Here is a 23236-nt window from a genome sequence, read left to right as displayed (position 1 = left end):
TCCGCGGGGGAAGCCGGGGTCGGGAGTCAGCTTGCGGTCGCCGCGGGCTTTGCCAGCGCGGCCAACACCGCCAGGGTGGATTCGCGGCTGCCCACGGTAATTCGTGCGCCGCCGTCGGCGTAGCACCGGATGTGCAGTCCGGTGTCGGCGAATACGTCAGGCCAGGGCGGACCGCACTCACCTCTCGAAGGCAGATACACGAAGTTGGCGTGCGCGTCGGTGCTGTCCATCCCCATCGCGTTCAACCGCATCCGCAGGTAGCGACGTTCGGCGGTGATCGACTGGATCCGTTGCAGCAGTTGGTCTTCGGCATCGTAGGACGCCGCGACCGCAAGCAAGCTGGTGATCGCGATGCCGAACGGCAACTGCTGCGTCCACAGCGTCCTGGCCAGCTCCGCAGACGCCACGCCGTAGCCGATTCGCAGGCCGGCCAGCCCGTACGCCTTGGAGAACGTGCGCACCAGCACCACGTTGGGGAAATGCACGGTCAACGCCGAGACGCTGAATCGGTGCTCCGGAGAGGCGAATTCGATATAGGCCTCGTCGAGCAGGACGATGGTGTCGTGCGGCACCCGCATCAGGAATCGAAGGATCTCGGCCGTCGGCTCCAGCGTGCCGGTCGGGTTGTGCGGCCGGCACACCACCACCACGCGGGCATTCGCGGCGGCGTCGGCCAGCGCGTCGAGATCGTTATGCCCGTGCTGGTCCAGCGGCACCAGTACCGGGTTCAGCCGCGCCATCTGCGCCATGATCGGATAACCGTCGAACGTGGGCGATGCCATGGCGATCGCGTCGCCCGGGGCGGTCAGCGCCAGCAGGGCCTGCAACACCACCCCGGTCGCACCGGCACCGAGCACCACCCGGTCCGACGGCACGCCGATACGGCCGGCGATCACGCTGCGCAGCCGCTCGGGCAAAAACTCCGGATACCGGTTGGCGGCATCGATCGAGCGAATCAGTGCCGAGCGCACCGCCGGGAGCGGAGGAAATGGATTCTCGTTGAGCGACAACGCAAACGGATCGATTGCGTGGGGAAATGCGCCACCAATCTCGGCGCTGACGGGACTGGTTAGCGCTTGCATCAGTTGCGTCCGCCCCAGCGCACCGCCGCCGCGCCGGCGAAGTCGCCGGCGTGCGCGAAGGCCGCCATCATGATCACGTCGCCGGAGGTGACCTGGCCCTCCGATATCGCGGTGTCCAGGTTGACCGGGATGCCGGCGCCAAAGAGGTTGCCGCACTGGTCGAAAGTGTCCCGATGACGTTCCTTGGGCAGCTCGAGCGCCTCCCGCCAGTTGCGCAGGAACACCCGGTTGGGCTGGTTGGTGACCAGCAGCCCGATGTCTTTAGGAGACATGCCGATTCGATCACAAACCGCGAGCGCCACTTCGGGGACCTGCCGGTTGCCGCGGGCCAGCACCTTGGTGATCTTGGTTTCGGTGAAGCCGATGCTGCCCTCGCCGGGACCGGCCTGCCACCACTTGCGGGGCGGGTCGAAGGACAGGGTCATCTCCCCGGCGTACTCACCGTAGGTGCGGCACTCGACATCGAGGATCGGCGACTGCTCTGAGAGCGTGACCAGGCCGACCGCGGCCCCGTCGCCCGGCACCGCCGACTGCGCCTTGCGGCGAACTTTGGGCTGGTCGAAAAACTGCCCGGCGGCGTTTTGCGCGATCGCGATCAGCGCCGTGTGTCCCGCGCCCGACGACAGCAGTTTGCGAGCCACGTTGAGCGCCAACACGAATGCCGCGCAACCGCCGTTGTTCAGGTCGAGCACCCATGAGGGCCGCAAGCCAAGGCGGTGCGCGATGCCGCCGCCTTCGCCGTAGAACCCCATGTCCGGCACCTGGGTGTGGGTGATCAGCACGTCCACGCCCTCGATGACGTCGTGGCCGTGACGTTCGATCAGTCCCTGCGCCGCACGTTCGATCATGTCGACCGCACTCTCGTCCGGCACGACGTGGTGGCGAAACTTCGGCGCCCGGAACATGAGGTTGTCGCGCAGGTCATCGGACTCGGCGAATTGCGCGTAATACTCCGCGCCGATCGGCTCGCCGGGCAGATAGGTGGAAACATCGATCAGACTGACACTTGGCTTGCTCATGGTGTTCTCGACCCTTCTCAGCTCATCCACTCCGGGGTGACCGGCAAGCCGTTACGGTGCCGGTATTCGGCGATTGCCTTGAGGTTCTTCATTTCCAGTAGATGGCCGGCGCCGAACATGTCCCAGAAGTCGCCGACCCAAACCGGGCGCTGCGCCGGGGCGGTCTCCGGATACGGGTTGTGGTCGTAGAACGGGTGGTGGCAATTGGTCCACAGCACAACCGAACCCGGCTTGTCGAGGACCACCTGCGCGTCGATGACCCGCATCAGATAGATCATCCACAGGTGCTTGCCCTGATCCCAGGCGCAGTGGTAATCGACGGTCCGCGCCTGCTCGTTGGCGATGGTGCGGGTGTAGATCTCGGTCTCCGAACCGAGCCGGTCGTACGCCAGCCAGAGGCCGGGCTCGTCGGTCGTCGTGAAACCGCGCAGACTGTAGGTCCACTCCTCGAGGCTGCGGGTGTCAGCCATGTACTCGTACAACTCGTCGGGCGGGCAGTCCACATAATCGTTGACGGTGCAGTACTGCCCGAAGACCTCGTCGTGCGGGTACACCGACCGCATCATCTCCATGATGATCGGGGTGGCCTTCTGTCGCGGACTGGTTTCGATACGGACCAGACCGTCGATGGGCTCACTAGTGCCGGTCCGGGCCAAGTGATGGGTTTGAATATCGTCAAGCGCTGGCAGCGACATCGGTACGGTTCTCCTTATGGGTTGTAATCTGTTTCTTGGCAGTCGTTTTGACCGTTTGACCATTCAGAAATGGCGCAAAGGGCGGGATTTCGTCGGCGGCACATTCGACGCTGACCACCGCGGGGCCGTCGATGTGCAGGGCCGCGTGCATCGCAGCGGCCAATCCGTCCAGGTCGGTCACGTCGATCGAAGTCAGGCCCGGGAACATCGCCGCCAGGCCGGCACCCAACCTGCTGGGCCGGAATCGGTTGTAGCTGTACAGATCCTCGTAGAACAGCTGCTCGCGGGTCACGCACATGGCGTGCGCATTGTTGTTGAACAACACGAACGTCACCGGAAGCCGGTAGTGCGCCGCGGTGTGCACCTCCATGCCGTGCATGAAAAACGCTCCGTCCCCGGCAATCACCACGGTCCGCCCGGGAGGGCGTCCGGTGTTGGCGCGCCCGAACGCCATCCCGATGCCGGCGCCGAAGCTGTAGCCCATGCCACCCATGCCGAGCGCGACCGCGAATCTGCCACCGCGCCGGGCCGGCAGGTAGTGGATCGCCGAGGCGCCGGTGTTGCCGGCGTCGACCACGACGTCGGTGCCGTCGGGCAGGGCACCGTCGAGCACTGCCATGGCATCGCGGTAGCGCACACCCGGCCCGGAGTACGGCGGCGGCGTCAATTCGGTGCGCCGCACCGCATCGGGAACCCGCAAGCCCAGCGGCCGTCCGCGCCCCGACAGTGCCTGGACCAGCATCCGCAGCGACCCACGCAGGTCCTCGGTGTGGACATGGGTGCTGGCGATATAGGGCGGCGCCGATCCGATCGAGACCGTCGGCACCGTCGACAGCGCGTCGTCGAGCCCGGTGCGCGCGGTGACCGACAGCCGGGTGCCTACCACGAGGCACACGGCGCTGCCGGCCACCGCTTCAACCACGCCCGGATGCCCCATGACGCCCGTTACTCCGAGCGCGGACGAAGACCCCAAACCCGGTGTCCCAGCGACGTCTTTAGCGTCGGGAACGGTGGCGACTCGGGCACGCAACACCGCGCGCAGTGCTTCCAGCTCGGCTCGGGCGTTGTCGCGGGCCACCTGCTCACCCACGATGATGGTGACCGGACCGCGCGCGTTGCGCAGCACGCCGACGATCGGGTGCGGGTTGCCGATGGGGCGGAGATCCGCCGTGCCCTGGCCATTTTGATTGCCAGTTTGATTGCCATTGCGCCAGCAGTCGACCTGTCCCTGCTGAATGTCCTTGGGCAGCAACAACACTGCGGGTCCGCCGGTGCGCGCCGCGGCGATGGCCCGGGGCAGCGCCGCGGCGATGCCGGCCGGCGTCAGGACTCGCTCGCACGAGACCGACACCGCCGAGAACACCGCCTCGGCGCTCAGTGATCCGTTGCGCCCGCTGGTGTCCTGAAAGCTGCCCAGCCCGTCCATCGTGGTGGGGGCCTGGCCGACCAAGGCCAAGACCGGGACCCGGCTTGTCAGTGCCTCGCCCAGCCCCGCGACGAGATTGAGCGCGCCGCCCCCCGACGTCGCCGCCACCACTCCCAGTCCGGCCCCGCTGCGGCTGTACCCATCGGCCATGGTGGCGGCGGAGAACTCGTGCTTGGCCAGTACAGCGGTGATTCCGTGGTGGAAATGTGCCGCGTCGTACAGATCTTCGATGTTGGCGCCGTCCACACCGAAGATGTGGTGGACTCCGATTGCGACGAGTTTGTCGACGATGTGGTCGACAACCCTGTACTCCCCTGGCATCTGCTCACCTAAATCTGATTGGTTGAGACGATGCCAATAACACGACGTGCGGGTGCGTTCAGTTCACCGCACGTTTGGGATTAGAGCGAACGCTGCAGCAAAACCTGTCCGTTATCTGCGGAAACCACCTGCACCGCGGCAATCTGATTCAGCGGCGTCGAGATGCTGCCCGCGGGCGTGGCGGTGTGGCCGGGTTCGGCCACCCAGGTGGCCAGCCGCGTTTGGCTGCCGTCGCGTCCCACCACGACCATCGCCAGCGTGTCGTGGTGGGCGTTCAGCGGTGCCAGGCAGACGCATTGCAAGTTGATGAATGTGCCCCAGTGCTGAGGGGTCACCGACACCGTCGAGGCCAGCAGGTTCGTGCCGACCTGCGCCATCGGCTGGCCAGCCGCAGTCACAGGCTGTGGAGACGTGGCGGGACCCTGAAGTCCGACGAACACGCCAACCGCCAACACCACGGCCGCAGCGGCCGAGGCAACCCAGGTCGTCACGCGGGCACGACGGCGGCGCCAACGCACCTTTTGCAGCAGCGTGGGCAATAGATCGGGCGACAACTCCGGTGTCGCCAGTGGAATCCCACCGATGGTGCCGGACTCACTGATCGCGGCCACTTCGTCACCGTCGAGCTGCGAAAGCAGGGCAGGCACGCCACTGAGTTCGGCGACGCCCTGACGGCACGCCGGGCATTGGGTCAGGTGCGACTCGAATTCGCGGCGCTCGGCCGCAGAGAGTGACCCCAGCACGTACGCGGCATCCCACATCGCGTAGCGGTCATCACCCATAGCCTGGTCACGCCCCTCGCTGAACCCGGCGTTGTCACCGGGTGGGCCGATTCCCCGTAGCGGCGTCCTCATGTCATCCATCTCCTGTCACCCTCAAGTATTCGGAGCCGATGGCCAGCCGGATGGGCCCCACTATGAAACCCTTCGCTTTCATCGGGTAACTCCAAGTTCCTGCAGAGTGAGCCGCAATGCCCGCACGGCATAGTGTAGTCGCGACTTCACTGTTCCTTCGGCGATTCCAAGGTCTGTAGCTATTTGTGCGGTTGTCCAACCGCGGTAGTAGGACCGCTCGATGACGGCCCGGTGTTCGCCGGACAACTGGGCCATCGCATCGGCGATCAACATCCGGTCCAGGGCAGCGTTGACCTCGTCCGGCGTCGACTGCTCTGGCGCGCCTTCTTCGTCGATCGACGCCACCACGTTGCGGTGCCGCGCGCTGCGTCGATCGTCGATGATCATGTTGCGCGCCACGGTGAACAACCAGGCGCGCGCCGAGCGCTCGGTGTCGCCGACGACTTCTGGATGCTGCCACGCCCGCAACAGCGTCTCCTGCACCACATCCTCGGCGTGGCTCGCGTCACCCGTCAGCCGAAGCGCATACCGCCATAAGACGGCTGCATGCTCGTCGTAGAGCGCCTTCATCAGAGCGGCTTCCGCAGCCCCAGACGCCCCACGAGTGCCGGCCACCCGAGCCACTCGATCACCTCCCGCAACTAACACGAGTCGAGCAGGTGTTTAGTTCATCGCGCCCCTGGGTACTCTCGGCCGCTGTTGGTACCGGCCCTAAGGCCGGGTCAGAATGCGCGGGCCGGTCTCGGTCACCGCCACGGTGTGCTCCCAATGCGCCGCCCGCGACCCATCGCCGGTGGTGACCGTCCATTCGTCCTCGAGGACCACCGTCTTGCCGGTTCCCAGCGTCAGCATCGGTTCGATGGCCAGCACCGAACCGGCGGCCAGCAGCGGACCGCGTCCGGGTGGGCCCTCGTTGGGCAGGAACGGATCCATGTGCATGTGCCTGCCGATTCCGTGGCCCCCGTACCCCTCCACGATCCCGAATGCCAGTCCGTAGCGGGCCTCCGCAGCCCGGGTGCCCAGCTCGATGGCGTGCGCGACGTCGGTCAGTCGATTGCCCACCACCATCGCCGCGATTCCGGCTTCTAGCGATTCCTTGGTGGCCTGCGAAAGCGATTCGTCTTCCGGGTTGAGGATCCCGACGCCGAAGGTGATCGCCGCGTCACCGTGCCAGCCGTCCAGCACTGCCCCGCAGTCGATGGATACCAGGTCACCGGGGGCCAGTACCTCGGCGGCCGACGGGATGCCGTGGACCACCCGGTCGTTGACCGACGCGCAGATCGACGCGGGGTAGCCGTGGTAGCCCAGGAACGACGGCGTCGCGCCGGCTTCGCGAATCACCGACTCCGCTATTTCGTCGAGGCTGAGGGTCGACGCCCCGGCAACCGCGGCGGCGCGGACCGCGTTCAGAGCGACCGCGACGACGGAGCCGGCGGCGGCCATCGAGTCGAGTTCACCGGCACTGCGCTGCGGCACGACTCTGCGACTTCGCAGTCGTGCCAGAGCGCTCATGGTTACTTTCCTAGTGCTTGCAGCGCGCGAGCGAAGACTTCATCGAGAGTCCCGACGGCGTCGACGGTCTTCAGCTGGCTGCTGTAGTACTCCAGCAGCGGCGCCGTTTCTTCACGGTAGACCTTCATCCGGTTGAGGATGACTTCTTCGGTGTCGTCGGCGCGGCCACGCCCCTTGAGGCGCTCCAACAGCTCCTCCTGTGACACGCGGAACTCCACGACGGCGTCGATGTCGGTCCCCCGGCGCTCGAGCATCGTGTGCAGCGCCTTGGCCTGATCCACCGAGCGTGGATACCCGTCCAGGATGAAACCGTTGGCCGTGTCCGGGTTGTCCAACCGGTCGTCGACGAGCGCGTTGGTCAGCTCGGAGGGCACCAGATCGCCGGCGTCAAGATACCGTTTGGCCTCGATACCGAGCTTGGTGCCGTTGTCGATGTTCTGCCGGAACAGTTCACCGGTGGAGATCTGCGGAATCCCCAGCTTCTCGGCGAGTTTCTGGGCCTGCGTCCCCTTGCCGGCTCCGGGCGGTCCAAGCAAGACAATCTTCACTTGAGGAACCCTTCGTAGTTGCGCTGCATGAGCTGACTCTCGATTTGTTTGACCGTATCCAAACCGACGCCGATCATGATCAAAACGGCGGTTCCTCCGAAGGGTAAGTTCTGCACACCGCCGGAGGCGCCGATCTGCAGGAACAGATTAGGCAGCACCGCGATCACGCCGAGGTAGATCGAGCCCGGCAGGGTAATCCGGCTCAGGACGTAGCGCAGGTAGTCGGCGGTCGGCTTTCCGGGCCGAATGCCCGGGATGAACCCGCCGAACTTCTTCATCTCGTCGGCACGTTCGTCCGGGTTGAAGGTCACCGACACGTAGAAGTAGGTGAAGAAGATGATGAGCCCGAAGTAGATGCTGATGTAGACCGGGTCGCTCGGGTCGGACAGGTATGTCCCGACGAATTTGTCCCACCAGCTGTTGCCGACGCTGCCGGTGCCGCTGCGCACCAGCTGGGTGATCAGGTGCGGAATATAGATCAGCGAGGACGCGAAGATGACCGGGATAACGCCGGCCTGGTTGACCTTCAGCGGCAGATAGGTCGAGGTACCGCCGTACATCCGCCGGCCCACCATGCGCTTGGCGTATTGCACCGGGATGCGACGCTGACCCTGCTCGACGAACACCACGCCGACGATGATGATCAGCGCGGCCGCGCAGACGGCCGCGAAGATGACCCCGCCGCGGCTCTCCAGGATCTGCTTGCCTTCGGCGGGAATGCGGGCGGCGATGCCGGTGAAGATCAGCAGCGACATGCCGTTGCCGATACCGCGTTCGGTGATCAGCTCACCCATCCACATCACCAGCCCCGCACCGGCCGTCATCACCAGCACGATGACCACCAGGGTGAAGATGTCGTTCGGGTTCTGGATGATGTCCAGCGAGCAGCCCTGCAGCAGCCCGCCGTTGGCCGCCAGAGCCACGATGCTGGTGGCCTGCAGGATGGCCAGGGCGATCGCCAGGTAGCGGGTGTACTGCGTCATCTTGGCCTGGCCGGCCTGGCCTTCTTTGCGCAGTTCCTCAAAGCGCGGAATGACCACGGTGAGCAGCTGCACAATGATGCTGGCGGTGATGTACGGCATCACACCCACCGCGAACACCGTCAGCTTCAGCAGCGCACCGCCGGAGAACAGGTTGATCAGCGAGTAGATCTGTCCGGCTTCGCCGCCGGTCGCCTCTTTGATGCACTGCTGCACGTTGGTGTAGTTGACACCGGGTGACGGCAATGCGGCGCCGACCCGATAGACGATGACAATGCCCAGCGTGAACAGTATCTTCCGTCTCAGGTCGACTGTCCGCAGCGACGAGATGAAAGCCGAAAGCACTCTTCCTCCTGCGCGGCCCGGGGTAATTCTCGTTACGCGCCCACACCCACGGGCCAGGACGTACGGCGTCGCGCGTCAAACCGTGTACGAGATTAACAGCTGATATCGGCAGGTCCGTTCAGGGCCGCCAGGGAACCGGCCGAAAAGGCGTAGAGTCCAGGTTGGCTCGTTACATTTGCTAAATATCGAAGCGTAACCTGTCGGTGTCGTGTTCAAGGGGCGATGGATGACGCAAACGGGCAGCGGACGTGGGCCGGACGGCGCCGGTCGAGGGCGACGATGCCCCACTCGGCCAGGTCATCTACCTCTCGGCGGAACTGAGAATGATCTGAAATAGGAGCGTCATGACCCGTACCGATCAGGACACCTGGGACCTGGCTTCCAGCGTCGGCGCCACGGCCACGATGGTCGCCGCCGCCCGTGCTCTGGCCAGCGAAGAACCCGACGCCATCATCAACGACCCGTTCGCGGGCCCATTGGTGCGGGCGGTCGGACTCGACTTCTTCACGCGCCTGGTCAACGGCGAGGTCACCCCACCCGAGGATTCCGGCGACCCCGGACGGGACTTGCAGTTCGAATCCGATTCGATGGCGATTCGCACCCGATTCTTCGACGACTTCTTCCTCGACGCGGCACGCGACGGGATTCGCCAATCGGTGATTCTGGCCGCCGGGCTCGACGCGCGGGCCTACCGGCTGCCCTGGCCGCCCGGCAGTGTGGTCTACGAGGTCGATCAGCCCAAGGTCGTCGAGTTCAAGAGCGCCACCATGTCAGGCCTGGGCGTCCTTCCCACCGCCGATCGGCGCACGGTCAGCATCGACCTGCGGGAAGACTGGCCGGCTGCGTTGCGCCGCAGCGGATTCGACGACACCAAACCCACCGCGTGGAGCGCGGAAGGCCTGCTGATGTACCTGCCGCCCGAAGCCCAGGACCGGCTGTTCGACAGCATCACCGCGCTCAGCGCGCCCGGGAGCAAGCTGGCCACCGAATATCACGTCGACTCGGATGACTCCGGGGTGACGATGTCGCAGCGCGCGCAGGAATTCAACCAGCGCTGGATCAATCTGGGCTGCGACATCGACCTGTCGGGCCTGTTCTACGACGGTGAGCGCAGCAATGTCGTCGAGTACCTGAGCGATCAGGGCTGGCAGGTCAGCACCCAGTTGCGACGCGACCTGTTCTCCGTGTACGGCCGCCATTTCCCGGACGACGACACGTCGGCCCAGCTCCGCAACGTCGCCACCGTCACCGCTGTGCTCAGGTAAGGACTACTCCGATGACCGATGCAGATGCCACGCGATACGCACGCCATGATGGCGACAGCTGGGACCTGGCGTCCAGCGTGGGGGCCACCGCCACGGCGGTGGCTGCCCGGCGCGCGATGGCGTCCAAAGGCCCCGACCCACTGATCGACGATCCGTTCGCCGAGCCACTGGTGCGAGCCGTCGGTGTCGACGCCTTCATCCGCATGATGGACGGCCAGATCGAACTCGCCGTGGACGATCCCGCGTTCACTCCGCAGCGACTCAGCGAGGGAATGGCGGTCCGCACCCGGTTCTTCGACTCTTTCTTTCTGACCGCCGCGGCAGCCGGGGTGCGCCAGGCCGTCATCCTCGCTTCGGGCCTGGACACCCGCGCCTACCGGTTGGCCTGGCCGGCGGGCACCGTGGTCTTCGAGGTCGACCAGCCCGAAGTGATCGCGTTCAAGACCCAAACGTTGGCCGGACTCGGTGCGACCCCGGCCGCCGGCCACCGGACGGTGGGGATCGACCTGCGCGACGACTGGCCGGCCGCCCTGCGGGACGGCGGACTCGACCCGACCCAGCCGACGGCGTGGAGCGCCGAAGGGTTGCTGGCGTATTTGCCGCCGGACGCCCAGGACCGCTTGTTCGACAACATCACCGGGCTCAGCGCCCGCGGCAGCCGGCTTTGCACCGGGTACGTTCCGAACATCCGCGACCGCATCCAAGAGCGAGGGCACGAGATCAGCGAACGCTGGCGCCGTCTCGGATTGAACCTCAACTGGGCCGACCTGATCTATGACGGCGAGCGCAACGACGTCGCGACATACCTAACCGATCGCGGTTGGCAGGTAACGGTGCGCAGCACGCCAGAACTCTACGCCGACGACGGTTTTGAATTCCCCACCGAGCCGTCCATGGTCGCCTTCGGCGACATCAAGTACGTCTCCGCCGCTTTGACGTAGCCCGGCCGCTAGTCTTCCGGCGCCGTGCTGGAGACGCTGAACCCGTAAAGGTCGAAGCCGTGCGGCAGCGGTCGGCTGGGGTTCAGGCGGTTTCCCGAACAGTTGGTCGCGCCCGCGTCGATCAGGTGGGCCAGGATGGCCTGCCCGAGGAATACCGCCAGGCCGGCACCCGGGCAGCCCTGGGGGCCGTGGCTGAAGAAGTTGTAGGACCAGTCGTCGCCCGCGTCACCGCTGACCCATTCGCCGGGCGCGAACTTGTCCGCGTACGGGATGAGGTTGCGGTTGCGGTGGTTGAACACGTTGTAGATCAGCACCTGCTGGCCCTCGGGCAACACTGCGCCGCTCGGGAACTCGACGTCTCGGGTGGTCACCCGGCCGAACAGCTGGGTGGTGGGCCACAGCCGCATCGCCTCGAACACGCACCCGGCCAGGTAGTCGAGCTTGGCGATGCCGGCGGCCGAGCCGATGTCGGCATCGGCCATCTCGGCCTTCACCTCGTGCAACTGCTCGTGGTGCGTCGACAGCACACCAAGCGTGCGAAACACGTTGGCGGCCAATGTATCTCCCATCGCGAACAGCCAGTGCACCAGCTGGCCGGCGGGTGGCACGCCCGGGTCGGGCGCTTTCGGGATCAGCGCGGCGAGGCTGTCGGCCTCGGGTTCCGCCAGGTAGCTTCCGATGAGCGCGATGAACTCGTCGTAGCCCGGTGCGGGTTCACCGGGCATGCGATTACCCGCCGACATCAGCTCGCCCAACTGCTCGGTCAGATCGGTGTCGTCGGCGGCCGCGGAGCCGAACACGATGCGCCGCGTCATGCGCTGCACGGCCTCGTTGAAGTTCTGCCACCGGATGGTCTCCGAAGCGAGCTCTCCCGCGGTCTCCGCGGCGACGTCGACGAAGGGCTGGGCAAGCCGATGCATGGGCTTGCCGGTGTCCAGTACGGCCTCGGCGAACTTGCGCCGCTTGGCCCACTCCTTGCCCCGTGAGATCGTCAGCGCCTCGGGCTGAAACGCGGCCATCCCCTTGCGTTTGGCATCCGGGTCGGATGCGAACGGGTCGGGCGAGCCGCCGAGCACGAATCGCAGGTCGTCGGGATGGTGGATCAGCAGCGCTTCGTCGCGGGCGACCCGCACGTAGAAGGGTCCAGGTCCGTAGCTGCGCACCATCCCGTCCACCAATCGGTAGCCGAGATAGTCGGCGGCCACCATCGAGGCGATCCGGGTGGGCACTTCCCGCTTGTTGAACAGCCCGAGGACGATGTTGGGAGCGCCGATCTGGGCGGTGAATCGGACGCCTTCCACGATGGACGCATGCGGAAAGTCGGCCACCGTCCTACCCGCCCCACGGCATGTAGGCGCGGATCGAGTCGGCCAGACGCAGCACCGGGTGTTTCTTGCCTGCTACGGCTGCGCCCAGCCTGGGCCACGGCGCGAAGACCCGCTCCACATCGCCGATCACCGGCTGTAGCTCCGGATAATGGCGCAGCAGAACATCTTTCATCGTCGTATTGTTCACCCAGTCGTATCCCACCTGGGTGTACACCTCGGGCCGGAAATCGTTGGTGAAGAACCGGTCGCTCTTCAGCCGCCGCGATGCCATCAGGATGAAGATGCGGAATGCGGTGTCGGAGAATCCGAAGCCCTTCGGTGGTTGCTCCGCCTGCATACCGATCTGCAGGTCCACCAAATCGACGTCGCCGTTGTAGATCTCGTTGATTTCGGCGGCCCATTCTTTGTTCGGCGTGATCTCGTCGATGGTCTTGCGACGCGGCATCCGCAGCGCTTCGCGGAAGTCGTTGTAGCGCGGCACCCCACGCTCCCGGTCACGCACGATGTCCAGGGTGGCCAGGTCGGTGATCTGCCCGTCGACACGCGTCAGTCGGCGCAGTGCATTCGGATAGTTGTGCAGGCATACCGCCCCCGCGCTGGCCAGACCGAACGAGTACCACATGTCGCCCATCTCCATGCGGTCCATGAAGTCACGCGTGAAACGTCCTTGTAGCTCGGTGAAGTCGCGCTTTTCCAGGTGCTCACCGGTTTCCAGCGAGAAGAAGTTCCAGTCGTCGGGAATCAGCGGGTGCATGCGATACACCGAGACGAACTCCTCGGTCAGCGAGAACGGTGCGCTGTGGTGTTGCGTCGACGATCCGAGGATGCCCGACAGCGCTTCACTGTCGCCGATACGGCCGATCCGGTCCTTGAACGTCTCGCCGAGCGCGCCAAACCAGTTCGCGTTCATGCCGATCTGCAGCGCGGGGTGGCGCAGCACGCAGGTCGTCCATTCGACCGTGTGGATCTTGGCGATCAGCGCCGAGATCACCAGCACGCCCAACTCGAAGAGGCGCTGGTCGTCCAGGCTCGGGTACGCCTTGCGCAGCGCGTCGCAGACGGCGTTGTGTTCGCGGGCGAACATGGTGTGCAGCAGACCGACGCCGACCCACCAGTTCTCCCGCATGCCAGTGAGGTCGATACCGGGGATATCGCTCTTCAGCAGCCTGTCGTCGTCACCGACTTTGACCTTGCCGTCGACGTGGGTACGGACCTCGGCTTGGCGTTCCTTGCCGCTGCCATAGATCTGCGAACCATCCCACCAGTGGGTTTCGACGTTGCTGAACACGGGCGCCGGGCAACCGTCCACGATTTCGCCATGTGGGGGGATGGTGCAGCGAATTCGCATCGGGTTCTCGGGAAAGTCGTCACCCTTGCGCAACGGAATGTCGATCGTTTTGTCCGCCAGACCGTCACCGTGGAAGAACCAGTTGTGGTTTTCGAATTGCAGCCAGGCGGCGGCCAGTGCGTTGATGATGCCGGCGGGCTTGAATTCGTCGCGCGCCATCAGACGCCGGCTGACCACCCGCGGGTCGGGGTCGAGTAGCCGCTTGGTGTCGGTGATGGTGTCGGCCAGCGGAACGTTGCGCCCGAAGCCCGATCCTTTGGAGCCCATCCACGGGTCGTCCAAGTCGTTCCAGGTGCCGTCCGGGGTGCGGGCACGCTTGACTTCCTCGCTGGGTTCGCCCAGATCCTCCTTGGGCCGAATGCCGTCGCCTTCGAACAGGTTTTTGTCGCGCAGGTCGTCGCGCAAACCCGACAGCGCTCTTAGTTGCAGAATCAGCGAGGGATGCTCATACCATTGACGACTCACTTGGACCACCGTTTCCGTAGAAGTTGCCATGCTGCGATTGACTCAGGAAAGGGAACGGGCACAACGGCTTTGACGCCAGCCGGGTATCGCGACACATCCGACGGCACTCAACCTCCCGCCACTGGGCTGTTCGTGGACATCCGAGGTAACAGGGCTCGATCATAAGCTCGCGTTTACAAGCGTGTAAATGAATCGGCAACCGGCTGGGAGATCTCGCGGTTCTTCGGTTACCGCCAGCTGGCCGGTAGGTCGGTGAGGTGATTGGGGCAGTATTCCTGGACCGCCCGGGACATGACATTCCGCGCATCCTGGGCCGACATTTCGCCCCGCAAGACCATGAAGGCGTATTCGGCCGGCGCGTAGCCCTGGTCGTGCCCCGCGGGGTCGTCCATCAGTTGGCACGCCTCCTGCTCCTGGCTCGGGTTCGCGTGGGCGATCCCGAAGCCGAACAGCACCAGCGCCGCCAGGCCGCCGGCGGCGATGCTCAGCAGAGCGGCATTCCGCGGGAGCACCGGCCTAGCCAGGATTAGCCGCGGGCGCGCGGATCACCAGCGGCACGGCGGGGAAGAACCACGCCATCTCCGACCTCGACTTGCGCAGCGCGGCGGTGCCGTAGCCCCTCTTCCGGTGCTCGGGGTGGATCCAGATCCGCACGTTCACCTCGCCGTGGACGAGCTCGCCGAACACCATGCCGACCTTTTGCCCGGAGTCGACGGCCACGAACCACGCCGCTTCTTCAGCGTCGACCCGGTCCAGCGCGGCGCGGATCTCGTCGTCGATGTTGCCGGCCGGCCTACCCGACCCGTCGCCGGCGGTGCGGATCTCGTCGGTGCGCGTGACGAACAGGTCGCGGTCCTCCTGCGCGGTGAACGGCCGCAGCTCCAGACTTTCCCCCGAGCTCGCCGGACGGTCATCGAGCGCGAAGCTCATCTGATTGTTCAGGTCGTCGAGCTCGGCCAGGATCTTCTTGCGGGCGTCCTGGGTGAGCTGGTCGAACCGCATGCTCATCACCGCTTCGGCGGCCAGGTGGGAGGTGTCGAGCAGTTTCACGATCGACTCGACCGCGGCCGCCTTGTTCGGCGACTCCACCACGACATCGGCTATCTCGTGCCGACGTTCGAGAGCTTTGAGCAAGGCGTCTGTGATCTCGCGACGGACAGCGGTGCGATCGTGGTCGGTCATTGCACCAGCCTAGAACGAGCGGCCGGATATCGGGCTAGTTCCCTGCTAGACGTGACGTGACATCCGATCACCCAGCTCGAGAAACCGTCGATAACGGTCCTGGACCGGTCCGACCCAGGCAGGCTGTGGTTCGACGACGCACCCTACGCTCGCCCAGCGCGCGGCGTCGATCATCGTCGTCTCCAGACCGACTGCCATGCGAGCGAGGAAGGCCGCGCCCAACGCCGCGCCCTCCGCCACCGCGGACACCTCGACCGGGCGTCCGGTCGCATCCGCGATGGCCTGCATCCACGGCTGGATGCGGGTGCCGCCGCCGGCGGCGACTATGCGCGCCACCGGCGCACCGCTCAGCTCGATGAGCTGGCGGACCACGAAGGCGGAGGCCTCGTAGGCCGCGCGGCGCACCGAAGGGGCGTCGTGAGTCAGATCCAGGCCGTCCAGCACGGCGCGGAGGTCGGGATCGTGGAACGGCGTGCGCTCGCCGCGGATGTACGGCAACCACACCGGTACCCGCCGCGGATCGGCTTCCACCGGATCTCCCTGTGCCACAAGGTTATCCACCCAACCCAGGAACAACCCACCGGCGTTGCTGGCCCCCCCGATCTTGCTCATGCCGGCAAGCTGGTGCGGAATCGTCCAGAGGCCGGGCACCTGCCTGGACCCGAAAATGGTCGTCCACACGATCAAGGTGGTGCCGCACAGGACGAGCACGTCGCCGGCCCGGTCGGCACCGGCCACGAACTGCTCACACAGGGCGTCGACCGCGCCGGTGGCCAGTACCGAATCCGCGTCACGCACTTGCCCGACAGCTACTCCGAACGGTTCCACCCGGGGCATGCGGTCAACGTCCACACCGCACTCAGCACACGCAGCCGCATTCCACCCCGTCCCGTCGAACAGGGGCAGGCTGGTGATCGCGGTGGCGGAGTCGATCACGGCTTCGCCCGCCAGCGCGTAGTTCGCCACCGCGGGCGCAGGCCAGTAGCCGGCCGCGTCCGGCGCGTGGGCGGCCGTCCAGCGCAGGAATTCGGCGGCCTCGCCGACCGCTGGCAGCGGCAGGTCACGCTGTTTCGCGGCGACAGCACCTTGGCCCCGGGCGTCGCCGTAGAGCAGACCGGGTGAGATGGGCCGGCCGCCGGAGTCGACGGCAGTCAACGACGGCACCATCGCCGCGACGGCCACGGCCCGGGCGCTGGGCTGACCCAGCTGCTCGAGGGCCGCCAGCGGGGCGCGCCGCCAGGCCTCGTCGGCGTCGTGCGCGAACAGGTCGGGCGCCGGCACGCGTAGCCGGTGCGGAATGCGCACCCGCGCCGTCACTTGGCCGTCCTCGTCGGCGGCTACAGCTTTGACCGCCGTAGTGCCGATGTCGATGCCGATTGTGACGTCGCTGCGTGACACGGGCGCCACCGTACGCCAGCATTGGCAATCGTGACGTCTCGACCGCGTGCCCTGGTGACAGCTCCGTTGCGCGGACCGGGGTTCGCCAAGCTTCGCCAATTGGCCGACGTGGTCTACGACCCCTGGATTGATCAGACCCCGCTGCGGATCTACAGCGCCGAGCAGCTGGCCGAACGGATCGCCGGCGAAGGCGCCGATGTCGTTGTGGTGGAGAGCGACTCGGTTCGCGGCCCGGTGTTCGAGCAAGGGCGGCGCGCCCTAAGAGCCATCGCCTCCACCCGCGGGGACCCCAACAACGTCGACATCGCCGGAGCCACCGCCGCCGGGATCCCGGTGCTGAACACCCCGGCCCGCAACGCCGACGCGGTCGCCGAGCTGGCGGTGGCGCTGCTGTTGGCTGCCACCCGCCACCTGCTGACCGCAGACTCGGATGTGCGCAGCGGCAACACGTTTCGCGACGGAGTCATTCCCTATCAGCGGTTCCGGGGCTGGGAAATCGCCGGGCTCACCGCCGGGCTGGTGGGCCTGGGCGCCGTTGGCCGGGCGTTGCGCTGGCGACTGGTCGGGCTCGGCATGCGGGTCATCGCCTACGACCCGTACCACGACGAGGCGCGCCACAGCCTGGATGAGCTGCTCGGCGAGGCCGATGTCGTCTCAATGCACGCTCCGGTCACCGACGACACCGTCGGGATGATCGGCGCCGAGCAGTTTGCCGCGATGCGCGACGGCGTCGTCTACCTCAATACCGCCCGGGCCCAGCTGCACGACACCGACGCGCTGGTCGCCGCGTTGCGCGACGGCAAGGTGGCCGCCGCCGGCCTGGACCACTTCGCCGGTGAATGGCTGCCGGCCGATCATCCGCTGACGGCAATGCCCAACGTCGTCCTGACTCCACACATCGGCGGGGCCACGTGGAACACTGAGGCCAGGCAGGCGCAGATGGTCGCCGACGACCTGGAAGCGTTGCTTTCCGGCGGTGCGCCCACCCATATCGTCAACCCGGAGGTACTGCGGTCATGAGGTCCGTGAGATTCGTAGCCAACCCGGAGTCCGCGGTGCTGGCCGCGGCCAAGGACATGCTGCGCCGTGGCCTGGTCGAGGGCACCGCCGGCAACATCTCGGCCCGAAGCGCCCACGGCAACATCGTCATCACGCCCTCGTCGGTCGACTACGCCGACATGGAGCTTGACGATCTCGTGCTCGTCGATCCGGAAGGCGCTGTGCTGCAAGCCAAGGACGGCCGACATCCGTCGTCGGAGATGAAGTTGCACCTGGCGTGCTACGAGGCGTTCGACGATATCGGCAGCGTCATTCACAGCCACCCGGTGTGGGCGACGATGTTCGCGATCGCCCATCAGCCGATTCCGGCATGCATCGACGAGTTCGCGGTGTACTGCGGCGGGGACGTGCGCTGCGCTGAATACGCCGCGTCCGGCACGCCCGACGTCGGCGCCAACGCGGTCAAGGCGCTGGAAGGCCGCGGCGCCGCCCTGATCGCCAACCATGGCCTGGTGGCCGTCGGGCCACGCCCCGACAAGGTCATGCACATCACTGCCCTGGTGGAACGCACCGCCCAAATCGTTTGGGGCGCACGCGCTCTCGGTGGCCCGGTGGCCATTCCCGACGAAGTGAACCGCAACTTCGCCGGCGTCTACAGCTACCTGCGCGCCAACCCGATGTAGCGATGAACCGGGTCCAGTTTGGGCACGCGAGCGTGGCCCGCGTCGTGGAACTTCGGTTCGACCTGCCAACCCGCCCTTATTTTCCGACGACGCCGCCGGTGGGGTGGCACGACAACGCCGACCTGGTGGTCCCGGACTTCTTCGACCCCGACACCGACGAGTGGCACATCGCGATCCAAAGCTGGGTCATCGACGTCGACGGCCTGACCGTCGTCGTGGACACCGGCGTCGGCAACGACCGCCCACGCCCACACATGCCACCGCTGGACCACCTGAACACGGCGTTCCTGGCGGCGCTGGGGTCGGCGGGCATCGACCCGGCCGCCGTGGACGTGGTGGTCAACACCCACATCCACGCCGATCACGTCGGATGGAACACGATACTCGCTGACGGCACCTGGGTGCCGACATTTCCCAACGCGCGATATCTGGTGTCCGCCGCCGACTATCACTACTTTGCACCCGACGGGCCGGCCGCCCGGCAATCGCCGCGCACCGAACAAGAAGCCACCCAGCAGCGTGGTCACCAGCTGCTGTTCGCGGACAGCGTTTTGCCGATCGCGGACTCGGGACAGCTCGTCCAGTGGTCGGACGACCACCAGATCAGCCCGTCGCTGCGGCTACGGCCCGCGCCCGGCCACACACCGGGCTCCTCGGTGCTGTGGCTGGATGCCGGCGGTCAGCGCGCGGTCTTCGTCGGCGATCTCACCCACAGCCCGGTGCAGCTGCGTCGACCCGACGATGCCTGCGCGCTCGACGTGGATACCGCGGCGGCTGCGGCGACGCGGCGCCGGATATTCACCGAGGCCGTCCAGGCGGGAGCCGCCGTGATCCCCGCGCACTATCCGGGTCACGGCGGGGCAACGCTGCGCGCCGTCGAGGACCGATTCGATATCGAGTGCTGGTTAGATATCGAGTGACCGGCTATTTCAGGCTCACCGGAAGTGAGTCGTATACGGTCATGTTGTTGGTCAGGTCGGGCAGCGTCATGATCGGCTGACCGACCTGAATGTCATTGGTATTCAACAAGATCTCGTCGAGGGCGGCCCTGACTTCCGCCCGGGCGAGCATGGCGCCCAGACAATGGTGGGCGCCCCCACCGCCAAAAGACTGGTGCGGGTTGGGATCCCGGCGAATGTCGAAGCGGTAGGGATCCTCGAAGACGTCTTCGTCGCGATTGGCCGAGCGCAGCATCGTCACCACGCGGGCACGCTCGGGGATCACTGTGCCGCCGAGCGTCACGTCCTTGGTAGCCCCGCGCACCCAGAACAGGATGGGCGTGGAATAGCGGATAGCTTCTTCGACGGCCGTGTGGCGCGCGTCGGGGTCGGATCGGTAGATCTCGATCTGGTCTGGGTTGGCGACGAAGGCACGGATGCCGTCGCACAACGCATTTCGCGTGGTGTCGGAGCCGGCCAACCCGAGGACGAAGAAGAAGATCTCGAGCTCGTTGGACGGCAACAGGAAGCTCTCCCCCGATTCGGCGGTGATCTCCGTCGTGCACAGTGTGCTCCAGATGTCGTCCTCGGGGTGTTCGCGTTTGCGGGCGGTCAGCGTGCTGGCGTACTGGAACAACTCCACAAACGGCAACACGTCGTCGCCGTCGGGGACGGCGAGCTGGGCGCCGGCGGTCTTCAAAACCTTCTCGATCAGGCCGAACACGCGCTGGCGGTCCGCGTCGGGGATCCCGACGATGTCCCCGATCACCGAGATCGGCAGTCCCGCAGCCAGGTCGACGAATTCACCTCCGCCGGACTCCAGTAGAGCGCCGGCCATCGCCTTGGCCCGCTCGCGAATTCCGTCTTCCAGCTTGGCCACCGCGCGTGGGGTGAAGGCGCGCGAGATGACTTTACGGCGGATGGTGTGATCCGGTGGGTCCAGACTCACGATGGCCGGATAGGCGTCGAACAGCGGCACGTCCTGGATCAGCGGCCCACGGGTCGCGGTGAACGATTCGTAATCGCGGTGCACTCGCGCGACGTCGGCATGCTTGGTGCAGACCCAAAACTCTCGACCCACCGCCGATTTCACGTCGTCGGTGAGTTGCTGATGAAACACGGGCGTGTGGGCGCGCAGTTCGGCGAACAGCTCCTCGGGAAATCGTGACGCCCACAGTGCCGGCTCGGCCAGGTCGACCGTCGTGCCTGTCATCATGCTCCCTCCATTTCGGTGCGCAGCCCGTTGAGGATCAGCCGCAACCCGTACTCGAACGCCCGGTCGTTGGGCGTGTCGGCGCTGCGGATGTGCTCAAGCTGCACCGAACCCAGCAGGTGGACGTACAGCGTGGCATGTGCCGCCTCGAAATATTGCCTCCGCAAACCGGATTCGCGCAGGATGGCACGGGAGGCGCGATCCATCTCGGTGGCCGCGGCGGTGTGTGGATGCTCCTGGAGCAGGACCGCGATCCCGGGCACTTCGAGGAGCACTTTCCAGGCATGCGTGTACAGAGCGACCAACCGCGATTCCCAGTCGCCCTCCTGCGGCACTTCGATCTGGGCAAGCACCGATTCGATCAGCAGATCGAGCAGTTCGCGCTTGTCGCGAACGTGGTAGTACACCGACGACGGCCTCGTGCCCGCGTCGGCTGCCAGCTCACGCATGGTGACCCGGTTGACGCCGACGCGCTTCGCCAACTGCCACAGGTGCTTCGTCAGGTGCGCCCGGTCCAGCGCGCCGTAGCGCAGCACCGGTGCAGTGGACACTGCCTCCCCCAAACATTCGAACATTGTTCTGATTAGAACTGCGTTCTGATTAGAACAGCGTTCCACTTCGGCTGTCAACGGTTACGGTTAGGCATGGCGCAATACCGAGTAGTCCAGTGGTCAACCGGCAACATCGGCACGAGAGCGCTCGGTATCCTGCTCGATCGCGACGACTTCGACGTGGTGGGGGTGCACGCGTTCGGTTCGGACAAGGTAGGCGCTGACGCGGGCGTGCTCGCCGGCCGGGAGCCGATCGGCATCACCGCGACCAGCGATGTCGATGCGTTGATCGAGCTGGCGCCGGATTGCGTCAACTACATGCCCCGTGCCATCGACTACGAACTGGTGACCCGCCTGCTGCGCCGCGGAATCAACGTCGTCACCACTGGAGACTTCCTGACCGGCACCCATCACCCGGTGGAGCTCCCCACGCTCGAGGAGGCGGCGGCGGAGGGAGGCGCGACCTTCCTGGGGACCGGGTTCGAGCCGGGCTTCATCAACGTCGCCGCCGGCTTCCTCACCGGCGCGTGCCGAAAGGTGCACAGCGTCAAACTCGTCGAAACATTGTACTGCACAACCTATCCCGTCACAGATGTCTGGAAGGTTCTCGGTTTCGGCAAGTCACCGCGGCAGCGGCTGACGCAGCTCGACCCGCAGACCCAACGGTACGGCCTGGGCTACTTCGAGACGCTGGACATGGTCGCCGCCATGCTGGGCGCCGAACTCGACACCAAGGAAGCGTACGTCGAAAATGCGGTGCTGACCCGGGATTTGAATCTCGGGTGGGTGGACTACGCGGCCGGCACCAGCGGCGGCCAGCGCCGCACCTATCGCGGTCTGCGCAACGGGCGCGCGGTGGTAGAGCTGGCCATCTGCTGGACCATGAGCGACGACGCGCTGGACCCGCACTGGGACGACCCCAAGGGGTTCAGCGTGGTGATCGACGGCGAACCGTACATCGACGCCACGATCCGGTTCGGCCATCCCGGGCAGGACGTGATGACCGTGTTGATGGACAGCACCGCCGTCGCGGCGGTCAACGCCATACCGTTTCTGTGCGACGCGCCACCGGGCGTCATCACGCCAATTGACCTGCCTATCACCGGATCCCCGGGCGCCCTGGATTAGCGCGCCGATCGACCACGCCAGTTGCGCGGCGAGGTGCCGTGCTCGCGAGTGAACAGCCGACTGAAATAGCCGGGATCGGGCACCCCGACCCGCCGGGCGACCTCGGCGACCGCTAACTCGGTTTCGGCCAGCAGTCCGCGGGCTTCGGCCATGCGGCGCTCGATGATCCACTCCTGCACGGTGCGACCGGTGCGGCGGCGCACGACCGTGGTCAGATGCCCCGGCGTCATGCCGAGTTCGGCGGCGACGTCGCGCAGCGACAATGCCTCGGCATGTCGCGCGTCGATCACCGCGAACACTTCGGCCAGCAACGGTTCGCCGCTGCGCCGCAGGTCGGCCACCACGTCGCGGGCCAGGCGTGCGAGCTCGATCAATAACAACGTGAGGTGCGCCAGGGCCGCCTGCCGGTGGCCCTCTTGCCGCTCGGTCAGTTCGGTTTCGATCGAGCGGATCGCAGTGTCCCACAACGGCTGTCGGGACACCGGCACTTCGAGCCGCAGCACACCGCCCGATTGTCCGTGCAGGAACGGGAACAGCAGCGGGTGCCCCCGCCACGCCGGCCAGGGCGATCGCGCGTCCTCGCCCAGTGCGGCGGGATCGAAGAGCACAGCGACGCCGTCGTCCAAGTAGTTCAACTGGCCGGGGTCCAGCACCTCACCCGGGGCCACCACGTATGCCAGGCTCCCCGAAGGGACGTAGCAGAGCGCCGGGAAATCGTGAATGTGGCGGCCGAGCTCGCCGACGTCGTCGCGGGCGTGCCGATGCACTGATACCGGGATTGTGTCGGGATCGGTCCGGTATCGGTGGATGGGCACACCGTCGCGGTGGCTGATAACGCGCGTTACCTGAGTCATGTCATGTCGCTAAAGATTGTCCTACTTTTGGCAAGTATCGCCCAATTATGGAGTGCTGGACCGGTGCAGTATGGATTCTATGCTCAAACATCATCCACATGACTACCTGCCCGCCGCCAACTACGACGCGCTGCTGCCCGGCTACGACCTGTTGACCCGCG

The 23236-nt window shown here is 66.1% G+C and carries 23 protein-coding genes; 6 read left to right on the top strand and 17 right to left on the bottom strand.

Going from position 1 to position 23236, the window contains the following annotated elements; genetic code table 11:
• Nucleotides 1–26: 26 nt before the first annotated feature.
• The 9 genes from VML93_RS25990 to secY form a co-directional block, all read right to left on the bottom strand.
• Nucleotides 27–1082, bottom strand: a complete 1056-nt coding sequence (locus tag VML93_RS25990) for a pyridoxal phosphate-dependent aminotransferase (protein WP_325615141.1) — start codon at nucleotides 1080–1082, stop codon at nucleotides 27–29.
• Nucleotides 1082–2101 (bottom strand): ketoacyl-ACP synthase III family protein, encoded by a 1020-nt coding sequence (locus VML93_RS25985; RefSeq protein ID WP_325615140.1) that lies wholly within the window; start codon nucleotides 2099–2101, stop codon nucleotides 1082–1084. The genes VML93_RS25990 and VML93_RS25985 overlap by 1 nt, the downstream gene beginning before the upstream one ends.
• Nucleotides 2102–2118: 17 nt before the next feature.
• Nucleotides 2119–2796, bottom strand: a complete 678-nt coding sequence (locus VML93_RS25980; RefSeq protein ID WP_325615139.1) for an SRPBCC family protein — start codon at nucleotides 2794–2796, stop codon at nucleotides 2119–2121.
• Nucleotides 2777–4543 (bottom strand): thiamine pyrophosphate-binding protein, encoded by a 1767-nt coding sequence (locus VML93_RS25975; RefSeq protein WP_325615138.1) that lies wholly within the window; start codon nucleotides 4541–4543, stop codon nucleotides 2777–2779. Before VML93_RS25975 ends, VML93_RS25980 begins: the two co-directional genes overlap by 20 nt.
• An 80-nt stretch (nucleotides 4544–4623) precedes the next feature.
• Nucleotides 4624–5406: a zf-HC2 domain-containing protein gene (locus VML93_RS25970; RefSeq protein ID WP_325615137.1), complete on the bottom strand. Its 783-nt coding sequence runs from the start codon at nucleotides 5404–5406 to the stop codon at nucleotides 4624–4626.
• Nucleotides 5407–5475: 69 nt separating this feature from the next.
• The gene (locus VML93_RS25965) at nucleotides 5476–6021 is read right to left on the bottom strand and encodes a sigma-70 family RNA polymerase sigma factor (protein WP_325615136.1); all 546 of its coding nucleotides are present in this window, start codon (nucleotides 6019–6021) and stop codon (nucleotides 5476–5478) included.
• A gap of 87 nt (nucleotides 6022–6108) precedes the next feature.
• Complete coding sequence (gene map / locus VML93_RS25960) at nucleotides 6109–6909, bottom strand: type I methionyl aminopeptidase (RefSeq protein WP_325615135.1); 801 nt, start codon at nucleotides 6907–6909, stop codon at nucleotides 6109–6111.
• A gap of 2 nt (nucleotides 6910–6911) precedes the next feature.
• Complete coding sequence (locus tag VML93_RS25955) at nucleotides 6912–7457, bottom strand: adenylate kinase (RefSeq protein WP_325615134.1); 546 nt, start codon at nucleotides 7455–7457, stop codon at nucleotides 6912–6914.
• A complete protein-coding gene (secY, locus tag VML93_RS25950) occupies nucleotides 7454–8782 on the bottom strand; it encodes a preprotein translocase subunit SecY (protein WP_325615133.1) in 1329 nt (442 codons plus the stop codon). The genes VML93_RS25955 and secY overlap by 4 nt, the downstream gene beginning before the upstream one ends.
• Before the next feature lie 344 nt (nucleotides 8783–9126).
• On the opposite strand from secY, the gene VML93_RS25945 reads away from it, so the two are divergent.
• The gene (locus tag VML93_RS25945) at nucleotides 9127–10047 is read left to right on the top strand and encodes a class I SAM-dependent methyltransferase (protein ID WP_325615132.1); all 921 of its coding nucleotides are present in this window, start codon (nucleotides 9127–9129) and stop codon (nucleotides 10045–10047) included.
• Nucleotides 10048–10058: 11 nt separating this feature from the next.
• Nucleotides 10059–10988 carry a class I SAM-dependent methyltransferase gene (locus tag VML93_RS25940; protein WP_325615131.1) on the top strand — a complete coding sequence of 310 codons (930 nt, stop codon included), beginning with the start codon at nucleotides 10059–10061 and terminating at the stop codon, nucleotides 10986–10988.
• 8 nt (nucleotides 10989–10996) lie between these two features.
• On the opposite strand, the gene VML93_RS25935 is transcribed toward VML93_RS25940, so the two are convergent.
• From VML93_RS25935 to VML93_RS25915, 5 genes are all read right to left on the bottom strand, one after another.
• Nucleotides 10997–12316 carry a cytochrome P450 gene (locus VML93_RS25935; RefSeq protein WP_325615130.1) on the bottom strand — a complete coding sequence of 440 codons (1320 nt, stop codon included), beginning with the start codon at nucleotides 12314–12316 and terminating at the stop codon, nucleotides 10997–10999.
• Between the two features lie 4 nt (nucleotides 12317–12320).
• Complete coding sequence (locus tag VML93_RS25930) at nucleotides 12321–14129, bottom strand: peroxidase family protein (protein ID WP_325615129.1); 1809 nt, start codon at nucleotides 14127–14129, stop codon at nucleotides 12321–12323.
• Between the two features lie 227 nt (nucleotides 14130–14356).
• Nucleotides 14357–14641 carry a hypothetical protein gene (locus tag VML93_RS25925; RefSeq protein ID WP_325615128.1) on the bottom strand — a complete coding sequence of 95 codons (285 nt, stop codon included), beginning with the start codon at nucleotides 14639–14641 and terminating at the stop codon, nucleotides 14357–14359.
• Nucleotides 14642–14645: 4 nt separating this feature from the next.
• Nucleotides 14646–15311 carry a GNAT family N-acetyltransferase gene (locus VML93_RS25920; RefSeq protein ID WP_325615127.1) on the bottom strand — a complete coding sequence of 222 codons (666 nt, stop codon included), beginning with the start codon at nucleotides 15309–15311 and terminating at the stop codon, nucleotides 14646–14648.
• A 45-nt stretch (nucleotides 15312–15356) separates the two neighbouring features.
• On the bottom strand, nucleotides 15357–16709 hold the full coding sequence (locus VML93_RS25915) for a xylulokinase (RefSeq protein WP_325615126.1): 1353 nt from the start codon (nucleotides 16707–16709) through the stop codon (nucleotides 15357–15359).
• 30 nt (nucleotides 16710–16739) lie between these two features.
• On the opposite strand from VML93_RS25915, the gene VML93_RS25910 reads away from it, so the two are divergent.
• The 3 genes from VML93_RS25910 to VML93_RS25900 are packed head-to-tail and all read left to right on the top strand — an operon-like array spanning nucleotide 16740 to nucleotide 19311.
• Complete coding sequence (locus VML93_RS25910) at nucleotides 16740–17729, top strand: NAD(P)-dependent oxidoreductase (RefSeq protein WP_325615125.1); 990 nt, start codon at nucleotides 16740–16742, stop codon at nucleotides 17727–17729.
• Nucleotides 17730–17734: 5 nt separating this feature from the next.
• On the top strand, nucleotides 17735–18391 hold the full coding sequence (locus VML93_RS25905; RefSeq protein ID WP_325615160.1) for an L-fuculose-phosphate aldolase: 657 nt from the start codon (nucleotides 17735–17737) through the stop codon (nucleotides 18389–18391).
• A 2-nt stretch (nucleotides 18392–18393) separates the two neighbouring features.
• Nucleotides 18394–19311, top strand: a complete 918-nt coding sequence (locus tag VML93_RS25900; protein WP_325615124.1) for an MBL fold metallo-hydrolase — start codon at nucleotides 18394–18396, stop codon at nucleotides 19309–19311.
• Between the two features lie 4 nt (nucleotides 19312–19315).
• Here VML93_RS25900 and VML93_RS25895 read toward each other — a convergent pair whose 3' ends face one another.
• Nucleotides 19316–20542: a cytochrome P450 gene (locus VML93_RS25895; RefSeq protein ID WP_325615159.1), complete on the bottom strand. Its 1227-nt coding sequence runs from the start codon at nucleotides 20540–20542 to the stop codon at nucleotides 19316–19318.
• Nucleotides 20542–21093 carry a TetR/AcrR family transcriptional regulator gene (locus VML93_RS25890; RefSeq protein WP_325615123.1) on the bottom strand — a complete coding sequence of 184 codons (552 nt, stop codon included), beginning with the start codon at nucleotides 21091–21093 and terminating at the stop codon, nucleotides 20542–20544. The genes VML93_RS25895 and VML93_RS25890 overlap by 1 nt, the downstream gene beginning before the upstream one ends.
• A 93-nt stretch (nucleotides 21094–21186) precedes the next feature.
• Between VML93_RS25890 and VML93_RS25885 the strand changes: the two genes are divergently transcribed.
• Nucleotides 21187–22221, top strand: coding sequence for a dihydrodipicolinate reductase (locus VML93_RS25885; protein ID WP_325615122.1), 1035 nt, complete (start codon nucleotides 21187–21189; stop codon nucleotides 22219–22221).
• Here the strand turns inward: VML93_RS25885 and VML93_RS25880 are convergent.
• Nucleotides 22218–23075 (bottom strand): AraC family transcriptional regulator, encoded by an 858-nt coding sequence (locus tag VML93_RS25880; RefSeq protein WP_325615121.1) that lies wholly within the window; start codon nucleotides 23073–23075, stop codon nucleotides 22218–22220. The genes VML93_RS25885 and VML93_RS25880 overlap by 4 nt on opposite strands.
• Between the last annotated feature and the right edge of the window lie 161 nt (nucleotides 23076–23236).

The organism is Mycobacterium sp. (assembly GCF_035499775.1).
Taxonomy (GTDB): Bacteria; Actinomycetota; Actinomycetes; order Mycobacteriales; family Mycobacteriaceae; genus Mycobacterium.
This window is presented reverse-complemented; position numbering and strand designations above follow the sequence as displayed.